The organism is Haloferax sp. S2CR25, from assembly GCF_031624535.1.
GTDB classification, from domain to species: Archaea; Halobacteriota; Halobacteria; order Halobacteriales; family Haloferacaceae; genus Haloferax; species Haloferax massiliensis.
This window is the reverse complement of sequence record NZ_JAMQOO010000006.1, coordinates 151,484-167,624: the sequence shown is the minus strand read 5'-3', so window position 1 is coordinate 167,624 and position 16,141 is coordinate 151,484. Positions and strand designations below refer to the sequence as shown.

General features: G+C 68.7%; 15 protein-coding genes. 6 read left to right on the top strand and 9 right to left on the bottom strand.

From position 1 onward, the window contains the following. The first annotated feature begins 112 nt into the window (after window positions 1–112). The 4 genes from NDI65_RS15385 (at window position 113) to NDI65_RS15370 (ending at window position 4,286) form a co-directional block, all read left to right on the top strand. Complete coding sequence (locus tag NDI65_RS15385) at window positions 113–691, top strand: biotin transporter BioY (RefSeq protein WP_310893814.1); 579 nt, start codon at window positions 113–115, stop codon at window positions 689–691. Next, window positions 692–1,393, top strand: coding sequence for an ABC transporter ATP-binding protein (locus NDI65_RS15380; protein WP_089779797.1), 702 nt, complete (start codon window positions 692–694; stop codon window positions 1,391–1,393). It begins immediately after the preceding gene. Beyond that, entirely contained in the window at window positions 1,387–2,091 is a 705-nt protein-coding gene (locus NDI65_RS15375) for an energy-coupling factor transporter transmembrane component T (protein WP_089779799.1), read from the top strand. The genes NDI65_RS15380 and NDI65_RS15375 overlap by 7 nt, the downstream gene beginning before the upstream one ends. Before the next feature lie 77 nt (window positions 2,092–2,168). Then, window positions 2,169–4,286: a (Fe-S)-binding protein gene (locus tag NDI65_RS15370; RefSeq protein WP_089779801.1), complete on the top strand. Its 2,118-nt coding sequence runs from the start codon at window positions 2,169–2,171 to the stop codon at window positions 4,284–4,286. Between the two features lie 28 nt (window positions 4,287–4,314). Here NDI65_RS15370 and NDI65_RS15365 read toward each other — a convergent pair whose 3' ends face one another. The 9 genes from NDI65_RS15365 to alaS all read right to left on the bottom strand — a co-directional run bounded on the left by NDI65_RS15365 (window position 4,315) and on the right by alaS (window position 13,067). Continuing rightward, window positions 4,315–5,277: an L-lactate dehydrogenase gene (locus NDI65_RS15365; RefSeq protein ID WP_089779803.1), complete on the bottom strand. Its 963-nt coding sequence runs from the start codon at window positions 5,275–5,277 to the stop codon at window positions 4,315–4,317. A gap of 202 nt (window positions 5,278–5,479) precedes the next feature. Next, window positions 5,480–5,932 carry a ferritin-like domain-containing protein gene (locus NDI65_RS15360; protein ID WP_008576810.1) on the bottom strand — a complete coding sequence of 151 codons (453 nt, stop codon included), beginning with the start codon at window positions 5,930–5,932 and terminating at the stop codon, window positions 5,480–5,482. A 121-nt stretch (window positions 5,933–6,053) separates the two neighbouring features. Then, on the bottom strand, window positions 6,054–6,428 hold the full coding sequence (locus tag NDI65_RS15355) for a VOC family protein (protein ID WP_089779804.1): 375 nt from the start codon (window positions 6,426–6,428) through the stop codon (window positions 6,054–6,056). Between the two features lie 44 nt (window positions 6,429–6,472). After that, the gene (locus tag NDI65_RS15350; RefSeq protein ID WP_089779806.1) at window positions 6,473–6,796 is read right to left on the bottom strand and encodes a ferredoxin family protein; all 324 of its coding nucleotides are present in this window, start codon (window positions 6,794–6,796) and stop codon (window positions 6,473–6,475) included. A gap of 114 nt (window positions 6,797–6,910) precedes the next feature. Then, window positions 6,911–7,201 carry a hypothetical protein gene (locus NDI65_RS15345; RefSeq protein WP_089779808.1) on the bottom strand — a complete coding sequence of 97 codons (291 nt, stop codon included), beginning with the start codon at window positions 7,199–7,201 and terminating at the stop codon, window positions 6,911–6,913. A gap of 108 nt (window positions 7,202–7,309) precedes the next feature. Further along, window positions 7,310–8,473: an acyl-CoA dehydrogenase family protein gene (locus tag NDI65_RS15340; RefSeq protein ID WP_310893813.1), complete on the bottom strand. Its 1,164-nt coding sequence runs from the start codon at window positions 8,471–8,473 to the stop codon at window positions 7,310–7,312. A gap of 128 nt (window positions 8,474–8,601) precedes the next feature. Then, a complete protein-coding gene (locus NDI65_RS15335; RefSeq protein WP_089779812.1) occupies window positions 8,602–9,315 on the bottom strand; it encodes a type 1 glutamine amidotransferase in 714 nt (237 codons plus the stop codon). 114 nt (window positions 9,316–9,429) lie between these two features. Then, window positions 9,430–10,206, bottom strand: coding sequence for an alpha/beta hydrolase (locus NDI65_RS15330; protein WP_089779814.1), 777 nt, complete (start codon window positions 10,204–10,206; stop codon window positions 9,430–9,432). Window positions 10,207–10,298: 92 nt separating this feature from the next. Then, complete coding sequence (gene alaS / locus NDI65_RS15325) at window positions 10,299–13,067, bottom strand: alanine--tRNA ligase (protein WP_310893812.1); 2,769 nt, start codon at window positions 13,065–13,067, stop codon at window positions 10,299–10,301. 122 nt (window positions 13,068–13,189) lie between these two features. Here alaS and NDI65_RS15320 point away from each other — a divergent pair, with 122 nt between their 5' ends. Then, window positions 13,190–13,675 carry a TspO/MBR family protein gene (locus NDI65_RS15320; RefSeq protein ID WP_089777269.1) on the top strand — a complete coding sequence of 162 codons (486 nt, stop codon included), beginning with the start codon at window positions 13,190–13,192 and terminating at the stop codon, window positions 13,673–13,675. Window positions 13,676–13,822: 147 nt separating this feature from the next. Beyond that, entirely contained in the window at window positions 13,823–16,129 is a 2,307-nt protein-coding gene (locus tag NDI65_RS15315; RefSeq protein ID WP_193310922.1) for a GAF domain-containing protein, read from the top strand. The last annotated feature ends 12 nt before the right edge of the window (window positions 16,130–16,141 follow it).

Sequence of the window (16,141 nt, the reverse complement as noted above, 5' to 3'; positions counted from 1 at the left end):
CGCCGAGCGCCGGAGAGACGACTCGAATCGCCCGACAAGCCGCGAACCGGCTCCCCGCCCGCGAACTCCGTAAACCGATAGGTTAAACTAGGTTTACGAGACAGCGACTGGCATGGCAACCGAACGCGAGTCTGTCGAACTCGTCGGCGACGAACTCGTCGGCAACATCGCCCGCGCCGCCCTGTTCGCGGCGCTCATGGGCGCGGGCAGTTACGTCTCGTTCCCGAACCCCGTCTCGCCGATTCCGGTGACGATGCAGGTGCTCGTCGTCTTCCTCGCGGGCATCTTCCTCGGTCCCGTCTGGGGCGGCGGCTCCATGGCGCTCTACCTCGTCGCGGGCGGCCTCGGCGCGCCGGTGTTCGCCGGCGGCTCCGCCGGATTCGCGCCGCTCGTCGGGCCGACCGCGGGCTACCTCTGGTCGTACCCGGTCGCCGCGGTCATCGTCGGCCTCGTCGTCCACGGCGGCGTCAGCGTCGGCGACTACCGCGTGAGCACCGCCCGGCTCGTCGGCGCGATGGTCGCCGGTACCGTCGTCGTCTACGCCTTCGGGACGCTCGGGTTCGCGTACGTCCAAAGCGTCGGCCTCGAATCCGCCTTCTGGACGGCCTCTGCCGCGTTCATCCCCGCCGAGGCGTTCAAAATCGCCGCCGCGGTCGGCATCGTCCGGTCCGACGCCATCGCCGCCCAGTAGATGATTCGCGTCGAGGGACTCGTCCACCGGTACGGCGACACGGTCGCGGTCGATGGCGTGGACCTCGCCATCGACGACGGCGAGTGCGTCGTCCTCGCGGGCGCGAACGGCTCCGGCAAGACCACGCTCGTCCGCCACTTCAACGGCCTGCTCGACCCCGACGAGGGGTCTGTGTCGGTCAACGGCCGGAACGTCTCGGACCACCTCGTCGCCGCCCGGACCGCCGTGGCGATGGTGTTCCAGCACCCCGAAGACCAACTGGTCGCGGCCACCGTCGGCGCTGACGTGGCGTTCGGCCCGGAGAACCTCGGCCTCGACCGCGACGAAATCGACCGCCGCGTCAGCGAGTCGCTGGCCGCGGTCAACCTCGACGGCCGGGGGGACGAGCGCGTCGACGCCCTCTCCGGCGGCGAGGTCGAACGCCTCGCCATCGCCGGCGCGCTGGCGATGCGCCCCGACCACCTCGTCTTGGACGAACCGTTCACCGGCCTCGACGAACCCGCCCGGCGCTCGGTGCTCGCCCGCCTCCGCGACCTCCGCGCCGAGGGTACGAGCCTCGTCGTCGTCACCCACGACCTGCGCGACGTGGCCGAGTTGGCCGACCGCGTGGTCGCCCTCGCCGACGGCGGGGTCGCCCTCGACGCCGCGCCCGACGAGGCCGCAGACCGCCTCCCCGACCTCGACGTTCGCCCGCCGTGTTGACCTACGAGCCGGGCGACAGCCTCGCCCACCGACTCGACCCGCGGACCAAGCTCGCGGTGCAGGTCGCCTTCGCGGCGGCCGGCTTCGCGCACACGACGCCCGCCGGACTCGTCGTTCTCGGCGTCGTCGCCGCGGGCTGTCTCCGCGCCGCCGACGCGTCCCCCGTCTCGGCCCTCCGCGACCTCCGCTATGCGATTCCGTTCCTCGCGCTCGGCCCGGTCGTCGAGGCCGCCCGCCTCGGCGCGCCGTGGTTCGACCCCGAGGCGGCCGTCGACCCCGCGCTCGCCAGCGTCCGCGTGTTGCTCGTCTTCTTCGTCGCGGCGGCGTACGTCAGGACGACGCCCGTCCGCGAGTCCCGCGCGGCGATTCAGCGGCTCGTGCCGGGTCGGTTCGGCGTCGCGCTCGGCGTCGGCGTCGCGCTCGTCTTCCGGTTTCTCCCCTTGGTCCGCCGCGACCTGCGTCGCGTCCGCGAGGCGCAGGCGGCCCGCCTCGGGAGCGAACGACGGCTGGACGAACGGCTCTCGCTCGTCGCCGCCGGCGGCCTCCGGCGGTCGTTCGCGCGGGCCGACGCGCTCGCGCTCGCCCTCCGCACGCGGTGTTTCGCGTGGAACCCGACGCTCCCCGAGATTCGGTTCGGCCGGCGCGACGCGCCCGGGCTCGTCCTCGCCGCCGCGCTCCTCGCGAGCGCCGCGCTCTGAACCGAGGACCCGCACAATCCGCCGACCGGCGTGCAGTGGGTGGCAAGATTTAACCCTCCGTTCTCCGGTGATTGATTATGGACTTTGCGGCACAGGCGGACGTTACGCGGGAGACGTTCTGGACGATTAGTCCGGTCGGCGAGGCGCTCTTCTACGGTCTCGCCGCCATCGCGTCGCTCGTGTTCCTCTACGGGGTGTACGAGCGGTTCGCCCGGTACGCGCGCGGCGGCGAGGACCCGTTCGACCGGCTGTCCGACCTCCCGGGGCGGACGGTTCGGGCGGCGAAGGTGGTGTTCTCCAACGAAAAGCAGTTCGAGCGCGACCGGTTCGCCGGCGTGATGCACGCGTTCATCATGTGGGGCTTTCTGACGCTCCTCATCGGGACGACCATCCTCGCCATCGACATCGACGTGTGGCGGCGGGTGACTGGCAGTTCCTTCTTCGTCGGCGACTTCTACCGCTCGTACTCGTTCGTCATGGACCTCATGGGTCTCGCGTTCGTCGTCGGCGTCGGGATGGCGCTGTGGCGGCGCTACGGGGTCCGACACCCCCGGCTGTGGGGCAAACACACCGGCTTCGAGGACGCCGCGTTCGTCTGGACGCTGTTTCTCCTCGGCGTCGGCGGCTACGTCCTCGAAGGCGTCCGCATCGTCGGCACCGACTTCCCCGACTTCGAGACGGTGAGCTTCGTCGGCTACTTCGTCGCCGTCGTGTTCGAGGCCGCGGGCATGGGGCAGGGCCTCGCGCAGACGCTCTACTGGTTCGGCTGGTGGTCCCACGCGCTCCTCGCCTTGGCGTTCGTCGCCGCCGTCCCCTACGCCAAGCCCCTGCACATGCTCACCTCCTTCGCCAACGTCGTCACCGCAGACGAGAAGGCCGGCAAGCGCCTGCCGGCGGTGCCCGCGGACACGCCGCCGGACGAAATCGGCTACGTCTCCGAGGACGACTTCTCGTGGAAGGCGATGCTCGACATGGACGCCTGCACGAAGTGCGGCCGCTGTACCGACGCCTGCCCGGCGAAGGCCTCCGGCCGCAACCTCGACCCGCGGGACGTGATTCTCGACCTGAAGACCTACCGCGAGTCGGTCGACGCCGGCGGCGACTCAATCGACATCGTCGCGGACGGCAGCACCTCCGTCGTCGACGCCGAGTCGATGGAGTCCTGTATGGCCTGCATGGCCTGCATGGACGCCTGCCCGGTCGATATCGAGCACCTGACGCACTTCACCGAGATGAACCGCCGGCTCACCGAGACGGGCCAACAGCAGGAGCCGGTCCAGGAGGCGATGATGAACATCTTCCAGAACGGCAACGCCTTCGGCGACCCCCAGCGCAAGCGGCCCGACTGGACCGACGACCTCGACTTCGAGGTGCCCGACGCCCGCGACGAATCGGTCGAGTTCCTCTGGTACGTCGGCGACTACCCCTCCTACGACGAGCGCAACCGCGCCGTCGCCCGCTCTTTGGCCCGCATCTTCGAGGAAGCCGGCGTCTCCTACGGCATCCTCTACGAGGACGAACAGCACGACGGCAACGACGTGCGCCGCGTCGGCGAGGAGGGCCTCTACGAGATGCTCGTCGAGGACAACGTCGCCGCGATGGCCGACTGCGAGTTCGACAAAATCGTCTGTACCGACCCCCACTCGTACAACACGTTCAAAAACGAGTACCCGGAGATGGACGACTCGTTCGACTACCCGGTGTACCACTACACTCAACTGGTCGAGCGCCTCGTCGGCGACGACCGCCTCGGCCTCGCGGGCGACGAACTCGCCGCCCAGACGGTGACGTACCACGACCCGTGTCACCTCGGCCGGTACAACGGCGAGTACGAAGCGCCCCGCGAAGTCATCCGCGCGACCGGCGTCGAACTCGCCGAGATGCCGCGCAACCGCGACCAGTCGTTCTGCTGCGGCGGCGGCGGCGGCGGCCTCTGGATGGACCACGACGAGGAGTCGAAGCCGTCCGAAGAGCGCCTGCGCGAGGCGCTCGACGACACGACCGGCGGCGTCGAGCGGTTCGTCGTCGCCTGCCCGATGTGCGCGACGATGTACGAAGACGGCCGCAAGACCGGCGACTACGAGGACGACATCGACGTCGTGGACATCTCCGAACTCGTCGTGGAGGCGCTCGACGCGAAGGCCGCCGCGACGACGGAAGCAGGCGCAGATACGACGCCCGCGTCGGCCGACTGAGTCGGTGACGCGGCCGGTTTCTTCGATTCTATTCTACGTCCAAGCGGTCGAGGGACTCGCGGATGACGCCCGCCGACTCCCGGAGCGCGGTCGTCTCGTCCGCCGAGAGGTCGAACTCGTGGACGTCGCGGACGCCGCCTTGGTTGACGGTACACGGGAGGCTCATGTAGACGTCGTCGATGCCGTGTTCGCCCGAGACGAGCGTCGAGACGGTGAGGATGGAGTTGTCGTCGCCGAGGATGCGTTCCGTGGTCGCGGCCACCGAGCGGGCGACGCCGTAGTTCGTCCGCTCCTTGCGCTCGATGATCTCGTAGGCGGCCTCGCGCACCTCCGCTTCGACGCGGGCTTTGAGCGCGTCGACGTCGTCGACGCCGTGGCTGGTGGCGTACGACCCGAACGGGATGCCGCCGAGGTTCGCCGAACTCCAGACGAGCACCTCGCTGTCGCCGTGCTCGCCGACGACGTAGGCGTGGACGTTCGCCGGGTCGAGGTCGAACTCGCGGCTGAGCGAGTGACGGAACCGCGACGTGTCGAGGACGGTCCCCGACCCGATGACGCGCTCGGCCGGCAGGTCCGACACCTTCCACGTGACGTACGACAGCACGTCGACGGGGTTGGTGACGATGAGCATGACGGCGTCGTCGTTCAGTCCCTCCGTAATCTGCGGAATCATGTCGGCGAAGATATCGGCGTTCCGCTCCATCAGGTCGAGGCGGGTCTCGTCCGGCTTCTGACTGGCCCCGGCGGTGACGATGACCACGTCGGCGTCCCAGCAGTCCTCGTAGTCGCCCGTCCGCACCCGGACCGGCGACGTGAAGTACGACCCGTGGTTGAGGTCCATCGCCTCGCCCGCGACGCGCTCCTCGTCAATATCGACGAGGATGATTTCGCCCACGAGACTGCTCTCCATCAGCGCGAACGCCGTGCTCGACCCGACTGCGCCCGCACCGCCGACGACCGCGACCGTACCTTTGCCGCGTTCAGTGCTCATACCGGCCGTTCGGGCGACGCCTTGATAAAAACAGAGCTCCGTTTCGAAGAACTGGGAGTACAACTCCCGTAACGGATGATAATTTGTGAGATACCGGTCGGTGGCGGGTCATTTTTTGAAATGAAGAATAATCGGAGTCGCCGAACCGTCGCACCGGTACCACGCCGACCGTCGCGGGTGCGGTCGCCCGCCGCCCGCGACGCTATTCGCGGTCGTACTCCTTCTTGAAGCCGCGGAACTCGGTCCGGTGGGCCTCCTCGTCGGCGAGGATGGTCACGGCGAGGTCCTCGGTGACTGGGTCGTTGGCCTCCTCCGCGGCGTCGATGAGCGCCCGGTAGGTCTCGATGGCGTCCTCCTCGGCCGTGAGGACGCCGTTGATGACGGCGAGCACGTCCGTGCTGTCCTCCGGGGGCTGGAGGTCGTGCTGGCGCGCCTCGAAGGACGCCGAACCCGGCGGCTTTTCGTCGAGCTGCTTCAGCCGGTTACCCAGCTGTTCGGCGTGGGTGAGTTCCTCCTGAATGTCGGTCTGGAGGGACTCCTTTATCTCCTCCGCCCGGACGCCGTCGAGGACGATGGAGTTCGTCATGTAGTTCATCACCGTCTCGATCTCGTCCTGATAGGCGCGCTTCAACAGCGCGGTCACGTCCTCAGACATAGCGACTTCGTATTGACGCTCTGGCAACAAATAGCTGTTCGCCGCGGCGGGCCAAGCGGGTGGCCAACGCGTCGGCGTCGGGGAAAATCGGCGTGCGAGACGGGTCGGCGGCGCGGGGGAGTCAGTCTTCGAGCGCGACGAGTTCGACGACGTAACCGTCGGGGTCCTTCACGAACGCCGCGCGGGCGTTCGCCGGGTCGATGTCCACCGGCGGCTTGACGACCTCGGGCGACTGCGCTTCGACGATGTCCTCGAACGCGCGGTCGGCGTCGGCGACTTCGACCGCGACGTGGTCGATGCCGGCGGGTTCGACGCGGGCCGCCGAGGTCGGGTCGTACTTGAACTGCAGTTCCATGTCGGTGTCGTCGCTACCGACGTAGACGTTCCGGACGCCGTCGAGTTCGAACTCGTTCGTCTGTTCGAGGCCGAGGTCGGCGTAGAAGTCGAGCGTGGCGTCGATATCCGAGACGACGAGGGCGGTGTGGATGAGACCCATGGCCGACGCGACGCGGCCCGGAGAGATAACGTCTGGTCTTCGCGTCAGGCCTGCCGCGAGGCGTCCACGTCGATGGCGTCGACGGGACAGATGTCGACACAGAGCATGCAGTCGATACACTGGTCTTCGTTGGTCGGTTCGACCTTCCGCTCGCTCACCGGGTGGTCGGGCGTGTCGACCCACGTGAACACGTCGACGGGGCAGTTTTCGAGGCACGCGCCGTCCGCGAGACAGATGTCGTAGTCGACGGCGACGTGGGTGCCGTGGATGCCGAGTTTCGCCGGCGGGTCGACGGGTCCCCAGACGGCGACGCCGTTTTCCTCGCCCGCACGTTCCCGGTTCTGGTCGAAGTTCGAGTCGATAGCCATCGCCGGGCGTTGGCCGCACCGCGTACTAAAACGCCCGCATCGGCGACGCGAGAAATCGGGGACCGCGTCGGGGACGGCGAAAGGAAAGCAGCGAACTGGGCGTCGGGCGGGCGACTATACCCGCGCGGCCTCGATGTGTTCGAGGACGCGCGAGATGTGGTGGTCGTCCCGGGCGGGTGCCCGCTTCCGATAGGTGCGGAGGGCGTCTACGAGATAGTCGAGTTCGGCGCTGTCGAAATCTTCGTCGCCGGCCTCGACCCGCGCGAGCAGGCCGGGGGCCGGCGTCGGCTCTTCGTCTGCATCGACCGCCCGCTCGATGGCGTCGAGCAACGCGGCGTGGACGACCCACGTCTCTTCGCGAGACAGGTCGAGCGCCGTCGGACGGTCCTGGGCCGATGTGGTCATTGTGGGGCCTCTATCGTATCCTATGGGCGGGGAGATATAAATGTATGTGTACTGTTGTCATGCGTCACGCACGACCGCGAAAGCCACGGGGGCGTCCGCTCCCGAGTTCTAGTGGAATGCTTCGATTCCCGTCAGGTCCGCGCCGAGAACGAGCGTGTGGATGTCGTCGGTCCCCTCGTAGGTGTAGACGGTCTCGATGTTCTCCATGTGGCGCATCGGCGAGTAGTCGGTCGTGATGCCGTTGCCGCCGAGCATCTCGCGGGCCGTTCGGGTCACCTCGCGGGCGACGCGGACGTTGTGGCGTTTCGCCATCGACACCTGCTGGTGCCGCAGGTCGCCGCGCTCTTTGAGGTCGGCGAGGCGGTGGGCCATCAACTGCGCGTTCGTGATTTGGGTCGCCATCTCGGCGAGTTTGCCCTGCTGGAGCTGGAACCGCGCGATTGGGCCGCCGAACTGGTCGCGGTCCTTCGCGTACTGACGGGCGTCTTCGAAGGCGTCGCGTGCCGCGCCGACGACGCCCCACGCGATGCCGAACCGCGCCTGCGTGAGACACGAAAGCGGCCCCTTCATCCCCTCGACGCCCGGGAGGACGTCTTCCTCGGGGACCCGCACGTCGTCGAGGCCGATTTCGCCCGTGACCGACGCGCGCATCGAGAGCTTGTCCTCGATTTTGTTCGTCGTCACGCCGTCGCGGTCGGTCTCGACGAGGAACCCGCGGACCGGCGACCCCTCCGCCGACACGTCGCGCGCCCAGACGACCGCCACGTCGGCGATGGGCGAGTTCGTAATCCACGTCTTCGAGCCGTTGAGGACGTAGCCGTCGGCGTCGCGCTCGGCGCGGGTCTCCATCCCCGACGGGTCGGAGCCGTGTTGCGGTTCGGTCAGACCGAAACAGCCGACCGCTTCGCCCGACCCGAGTTTCGGGAGCCAGCGCTGTTTCTGCTCGTCGGAGCCGTAGGCGTGGATGGGGTAGATGACGAGCGACCCCTGGACGCTCGCCATCGACCGGAGGCCGGAGTCGCCGGCTTCGAGTTCCTGCATCAGGAGGCCGTAGGCGAGCTCCCCGAGACCGGGGAGGCCGTAGCCGTCGAGGTTGGGCGCGTAGAAGCCGAGTTCGCCCATCTTCGGAATGAGGTCGGTCGGGAACGTCCCGGCCTCGTAGTGCTCGCCGATGTCGGGTTTGACCTGCTCGTCGACGAAGCGCCGGGCCTCGTCGCGGACGAGTTTCTCTTCGCCGGTCAGGTCGCCCTCCAATTCCAGATAATCGAGCATGATGGTTTCTGCGCTCGGCGCGGTGAAAAGCGATTCGCTCGGTCGAGGTTCGCGGAGACGGACGGTCGAAAAGCCGGGCGGTCGTGATTCAGAGACGGCTCCGAAACCGCGAGACGGCAGTCGAGCCGTCAGGCCGCCGATTCGACCGAGCCCGCGTTCGCCCGGTTCACGTAGCCGACGAAGTTGTCGAACAGGCGCTTGGCCTCGCAGGCCGCGGCGTAGTTCTCCGGCGTGATGCCGTCGACGACCGACTGAATCCGCTCGTCGGGGAGGAACTCCTTCTGCCGGGCGATGGTCTCGGCGGTGTCGGTGTCGTACTCGGGGTGGAACTGGACGCCGAAGGCGTGGTTCCGGCGGAACGCGTGGACGCCGAACTCGTTTTCGGCGAGGAGGTCCGCGCCCGACGGGAGTTCGGCCACTCGGTCGCCGTGGGAGGTGAAGACGGTGAATCGCTCGCCGATGCCGGCGAGGATGTCGTCCTCGTCGTCGGCGCGGGTGCGTTCGATTTCGTTGTAGCCGAGTTCGAACTCGCCCATGTCCTCGACGGTGCCGCCGAGGGCCGCCGCGACGACCTGATGGCCGAAACAGACGCCCAAGAGAGGAACGCCGCGCTCGTCCGCGTCGGCGACCCACGACACGAGGCTTCGAATCCACGGCTCGTCCCAGTAGACCGACGACGACGAGCCGCTGATAACGACGCCGTCGTAGTCGAAGTGGTCTGGGAGACGGCCGTCGGTAACGTCGAACTCGACGAGGTCGGCGTCGAGTTCGCGCCTGAAGTTTCGTGACGTGCTCGAATCGCCGTGGGAGGCGTCCAAGAACGCGAGTCGCGGGCGAGTCATCGTGGAGAGACAATCGGCGGGGCTCTAAAGAAGTTGCGCCCGGACCGCTCACTGCCGGCATCTGCGAGGCGCGACGGCGGCCGCGACAGCGGGGCGAACGCGCCGGAACGACGCTCAGTCGTCGCCGACCGATTCGAGAAAGGAGACGAGCGCGTCGTTGACGAGCCGCGACCGCTCGACGGTGACGAGGTGCCGCGCGCCCGCGAACGACTCGAACTCGCCGCGCGGGAGTCCCTCGGCCAGCGCGCGGCCCCCCTCGACCGGCCAGACCGGGTCGTCGTCGCCGTGGAGGACGAGCGTCGGGACCGTCACCTCGTACAGCGGGCCGGCGTCGTAGTCGGCGACGGCGGCGGCCTGCGCGGCCCACGCCTCCGGGTCGGCGTCTTCGCGTCCGCGCCACGAGACGAGTTGGTCGACCACCTCGGGCTGTTCCGCGCGGAACGCCTCGGAGAGCGCCGGCGCGAGCGACTCGCGGAGCGCGGCCGGGTCGTCGGGCGCGGCAGAGAGCGGTTCGGGGTCGACTCCCTCCCCGGAGGCGGCGGTGCCGACGAGCGTGAGGCTCCGGGCGCGGTTCGTCGTCCGCGCGGCCTCCAGCGCGACCAGCCCGCCGAGGCCGAACCCGACGAGGTGGGCCTTCCGGACGTTCGCGTCCGCGAGGACGGCCACGAGGTCGGAGACGAGCGTCTCGACCGAGTACGGTCCCGCGGGGGCGTCGGAGCGTCCGGCCCCGCGGAGGTCGGTCACGAGGCTCTCGTAGGGGCCGGCGACGGCGGCGTGTTGCCAGCCCCACTGCCACGCGCCGTAGCCCGCGTCGCCGACGAAGGCGACCGTCTCGCCGTCGCCCTCGCTGTCGTAGTACAGTTCGACCCCGTCCGCGACTGCCGTGGGCATACCGGTGGCTCGGCGGGCGAGCGACTTAGGGCGTCCGTCTCGGGCGCGAAAAAGCGAAAACGAAGCGAACTCGCGGGAGCCGCGGGACCGACTCAGGCGTTCAGGACCGTCCGGAGCACGTCGGGGGCCTCGTCGAGCGCGTCGTCGAGCGCGTCCACGTCGGGGCCGCCGCCCTGCGCGAAGTCCGCGGGGCCGCCGCCGCCGCCGCCGACCTTGCCGGCGAGTTCGCCGACGACCTGCCCGGCGTTGATACCCACGTCGTCGGGGACGCCGACGACGAACTGGGCGCTCCCGCCCGCGGCGGAGCCGAGGACGGCGACCTTGCCCTCCTCGACCAGCGCGTTGGCGGTCGCGCGGAGTTCGTCGGCGTCGCCGTCGAGCCGCTGGACGACGACGGGCGTGCCGTCGATGTCGATTTCGTCCGCGCCGGCCGCGGCGCGCGCCTCGGCGAGCTCCGTCTTCAGGCGGTCGATGGTCTTGCCGCGCTCCTTCCACTCGGTGAAGAAGCGCTCGGCCGTCTCGGGCACGTCCGCGGGGTTCACGTCGAGCACGTCGGCCGCGCCGTACAGCGCGTCCTCGGTGCGCTGGGTGGCCTCGATGGCCGCGTCGCCCGCCGCGAAGGCGACGCGCTCGACGCCGTCTTGGACGGGCTCCGTCGTCAGCACCTTGATGGCCCCGATGTCGCCGGTGCGCTTGACGTGGGTACCGCCGCAGGCCTGCACGTCGGTGCCGACGTGGATGAGGCGAATCTGCTCGCCCGGCGGGATGCCGCCCTGATAGAGGTCGAAGCCGTACTTCTTCTCGGCGTCGCGGCGGTCCGGCCACTCCTGTTTGACCGGGATGTTCTGCATCACGATTTCGTTGGCGACGCGCTCTATCTGCTTTACCTCTTCGCGGGTGATGCGCTCGTAGTGGGTCACGTCGAGCCGCGAGCGGTCGACGCCCTTCGACGCGCCGGCCTGCCGGATGTGGTCGCCGAGGACCGTCCGGATGGCGTGGCCGATAACGTGGGTCGCCGTGTGGTGGCGCATGAGCCGACGGCGGCGCTCGGCGTCGAGCTGGCCGCGGACGAACTCGCCCTTACCGGGGTCCTCGTCGGTGCGGTGGAGCACCACGTCGCCCACGATCTGCACGTCGGTCACCTCGACGGTCGTGTCGTCGGTGGCGAGCGAGCCGTGGTCGGCGGGCTGTCCGCCGCCTTCGGGGTAGAACATCGTCTGGTCGAGGACCACGTCGTAGCCCTCCTCGCGCTCGAACACGTCGAGGACGACGGCCTCGAACTCGGTGCGCTCCTGGTCGTCGTAGTAGAGCTTGTCCGTCGCCGGGAGGTCCCCGAGGCGGTCGTCGCGCTCCTCGGCGTCCTCCTCGCCGTCGACCTGCTCGTGGCGGTCGGCGACGAGCGAGTAGAAGTCGTCGGGGATGTCGACGGTCGCGCCGCGCTCCTCGGCGATTTCCTGCACCATGTCGGGCTGGATGCCGTGGGAGTCGTACAGCTCGATGAGTTCGTCGACCGGGATGGGTTCGTCCTTGTCGGCGTAGTCGTCGGCGAGCTGTTGGACCTTGCGGGAGCCGCGTTCGAGCGTCTTTCTGTACTTGCGCTCCTCACTGCGGACGATGTCGCGGATGGTGTCGCGGTTCTGGTAGTCCAGCCGCTCGGCCTGCATGTCCACGAGCTCGTCGAGCGGGGCGTCGACGCCGAGGTTGTCCACGAGGCGCTTCGTGCGTCGGAGGACCATGCGGGCGAGGTAGCCCGTCCCGACGTTCGAGGGGACGATGCCGTCGCCGAACATGTACGCGAGCGTGCGGCAGTGGTCCGCGATGGCGTAGATGTCTTCGAGCGGGCGGAGCAACGCGGTGAGTTCGGCCTCGTCGACGCCGAGTTCGCCCGCGACGCCGGCGCGCGCGGTGGCGAGGTCGTCGATTTCGTCGATGTCGAGGTGGCCAGAGAGCTTCGCCGCGCGGTGGATGAGTTCCTCCTCCTCTTCGGTGTGCTCGATGCCGACGTTGTCCTTCAGGAACTCTATCATGTCGGGGTAGACGGCCTCGTACACCGTCGGCGTCCCCTGTGACACCCACGTCCACCGTTCGAGCCCGTAGCCGGTGTCGACGATGTAGGTGTCCATCGGCGAGTAGGTGTTGCCGTCCTTGAGTTCGTACTCGCCTTCGGGGTCCTGCTTCATCGACATGAAAACGAGGGTGGCGAGTTCCGCGCCGCGGTAGAGGACTTCGAAGGCGGGACCGGCGTTGCCGCCGCCGACCCACGGGTCCTCGATGTAGGTGATTTCGGAGATGTCCGCGCCGAGCGACTCGAAGAACTCGTCGCAGAGGCGGACCGTCTCGTCCTTCCAGTAGACTTCGCCCGAGTAGGCGTACTTGTCACCCGCCTCTTCGCGGGCGTTGAACGCGTGGTGCGCCATCATCTCGAAGGCCATCGTGTGGCGACCGGTCTTGCCCACGTTGTCGATGTCCTGCATCCGGATGCAAGGCTGGGAGACAGTCAGCGGGTTGGCCGGCGGCGGCGTCTCGCCGGACGTGACGAGCGGCTGGAAGTCGTAGATAGATGCCTGCGTCAAGAGCACGTCGTCGCGCCAGCGGTTCGCGGCGACCGGGTAGGGGTCGATGCGCTCGTGGTCGTGTTCCTCGAAGAAAGAGAGGAACTTCTCGCGCATCTCTTCGAGAGTGTACTCCTCGTCGAAGCCGGGGTTGTCGATGAAGGTGTAGTCGTCGGCGGGCGGTTCACCGCAGGTCTCGCGGTCGGGGTCTCGTGTCCAGAAGTGGACGCCCGTCACGGGGCACTGCTTCCGGTAGAAGCCCTCCTCCTCGAAGTAGTCGAGGCGGTACTCCGCTTCGAGTTCGCTCATTGCCAAACTCTGGTCTACCGTCGGGTAAAACAGTTCCGGGAAATGGACGCAGACGCCCGATTCCCCACAATTTCGCCCGCACGGGCCGCGTCGTTCTTTTCCCTCCCGAGCGTACGAGGGGTATGGAACTCGCTTCACTCCGGCGGCGGCCCGCGGTCGAACTGCTCGCGTGGGTCGTCCTCGCGCAACTCGCCGGCGCGCTCGGGAGCGTCTTCACCGTCACCGCCGTGGGGTCGTGGTACGCGACGCTCGCTCGCCCGTGGTTCGCCCCCCCGAACTGGGTGTTCGGCCCGGTCTGGGTGACGCTTTTCACCCTGATGGGCGTCGCCGCGTGGCTCGTCTCCCGGCGCGACCACCCCCGCCGCGAGCGCGCGCTCGCCGTCTTCGTCGGTCACCTCGTCGTCAATGTCGCGTGGTCCGCGGCGTTCTTCGGCCTGCAGTCGCCCGCGGCGGGTCTCGCCGTCATCGTCGTCCTCCTCGCGGCGATTCTGGCGACGATGCGCGAGTTCGTCGCCGTCGACCGACGGGCCGCCGCCCTCCTCGTCCCCTATCTCCTGTGGACGTGCTTTGCCGCCGCGCTCAACTACGGTTTCTGGTCGCTAAACTGAGTAATCAGACGGCAGGGTCGTGTCTCACGGCCGATTCAAACGGCTCGCGGCGTGTTCTTGCTTATTGGGAACATGCCGCAACGATTATAGTTCTCGTTGCCGTTCGATAGGAGGACTGCTGTGCACGCGAGGGACCCAACGGTTTTCGTGGACGACGACTCCGACGATATCGACCTCGGCGACGGGGTCACGGTGGCGTCACCGAGTGACGAGAGCGCCCCGAGCGACGCGGCGTGCGTCGTCGTCACGGGCCCGGACGCGGAGGTTCCCTGCGACGTGCCGACGGTGCTGTACACCGACGCGCCGCCCGAGGACGTCGAGCGGCCCGAGCGATTCGACGCCTACGTCAGCCGCGGCGACCGCGCGGCGCTCGAATCGCAGGTCCGCTGGCTGCTCGCGTCCGCCGACGACGCGGGCTCGGGGCGGGACGCCGAGCGGGCGGTGGAGCCGAGGAACGACCCCGAGTGGGACCGCCTCAAACGGCTCTACGAGGGGACGACGGAGCTCATCGCCGCCGAGACGGTCGAGGAACTGTACGAACGCGCCATCGGACTCACCGAGGACATCCTCGAATTCGACAACACCTCGTTTTTCCGCCACGACGGCGAGGGGTTCTACGTCGTCGCCAACAACGACGACATGGCCGGACTGGGCCCGATACCCAGCGACATGGGCCTGCTCGGGGAGACGCACCGAACCAAACGCTCGTTTCTCGTGGACGACGTGCGCGACCACCCGGAAGCCGACCCCAACGACTCCGCCTATCGCTCGGCGGTGAGCGTCCCCGCGGGCGACGACGGGGTGTTCCAAGCCATCTCCAACGAGGTCGGCGCGTACGACGAGACCGACCTCACGCTGGCCGAACTCCTCGTATCCTACGTCTCCGAGACGAGGAGCCGCATCGAGTCCGAAGCCGCCCTCAGAAAGAGCCGCGAGCAGATAGAGCGACTCCACCGAGGGGCCACCGAACTGGCCGCGGCGACGAGCCTCGACGAACTGTTCGAGCAGACCGTCGAAATCACCGACGACATCCTTGAGTTCGACATCAGCTACGTGGGCGTCGTCGAGGACGGCTACATCGTCCCGGCGGCCATCTCGTCGGACGCGCCGGCCGACGGCGCGGAGCGCGTCCCGCTCGACGACGGCGGCATCGCGGCCGAGGTGTTCCTGTCTGGGACCACGGACATCACGGACGACGTGCGCGACCACCCCGAGGCGCGGCCGGTCAAGCGGATGTACCGCGCCGTCCTGAGCGTTCCAATCGGCGACATCGGCGTCTTTCAGGCGACCGCGTTCACGCCCGCCGCGTTCGACGAGCGGGACGCCGAACTGACCGAACTCCTCATGGCGCACGTCGTGGTCACCGCCGAGCGCATCCGCGCCGAGTCGCGGCTCAGAGACGAGCGCGACCGCTCGACGGCGCTGTTCGAACACGTCTCCGACGCCGCCGTCGCCTACGACGTGGAAGCCGGCGCGGTCACCGTTCGCGACGTGAACCGGGCGTTCCAGTCGGCGTTCGGCTACGACGCCGCCGACGTGGTCGGAAGCGACCTCCTCGGGCGAATCGTCCCGCCGGAGCCGGACCCGGACCCGGTGCCGGAGCCGGGGGCCGACGAGACCATCCCCGAACTCCTCGTCGCCGCCGGCGAGAGCTACCGCGGCGAGGTCCGCCGCCGAACCGACGACGGCGTCCGCGAGTTCATCCTGAACGTCGTCCCGCTGTCGCCCGGCGAGGAGCGCGGGGCGGGGTACGCCATCTACACCGACATCACGGAGCGGAAGACCCGCGAAAGCGAGCTAGAGCGACAGAACGAACGGCTCGAAGAGTTCGCGAACATCGTGAGCCACGACCTGCGGAACCCGCTTTCGGTCGCCCGCGGAAACCTCGACCTCGCCCGCGAGACCGGCGAGGAGACGCGGTTCGACACCGCCGAGCGGGCGCTCGAACAGATGGAACAGCTCATCGACGACCTGCTGTCGCTCGCCCGCCGCGGCCAACTGGTCGACGAGACCGAGCGGGTCGACCTCGGGGCGGTCGCCCGGCAGGCGTGGGCGACGACCGAGACCGCCGACGCCGAGTTGGTCACCTGCCAGTCGGTCGTCGTCGACGCCGACGAGGACCGCCTCGTCGAACTGCTGGCGAACCTGTTTCGGAACGCCGTGGAACATGGTTCCACGGGCAACCAGACTGCGTCTGGTGACGCCGTCGAACACGGCGGTCGCGACGTGCGCGTCGAGGTCGGCGGCGTCGACGGCGGCTTCTACGTCGAAGACGACGGCCCGGGCATCGAGCCCGAGCGCCGCGACGAGGTGTTCGAACCGGGCGAGACGACCGGCGACGACGGCATCGGCTACGGCCTCGCCATCGTCGAATCCATCGCCGAGGCCCACGGCTGGTCGGCTGTCGTGACCTCCGGGACCGCGGGCGGCGCGCGCTTCGAGTTCCGGGCGTGACGGGCGAGTGAA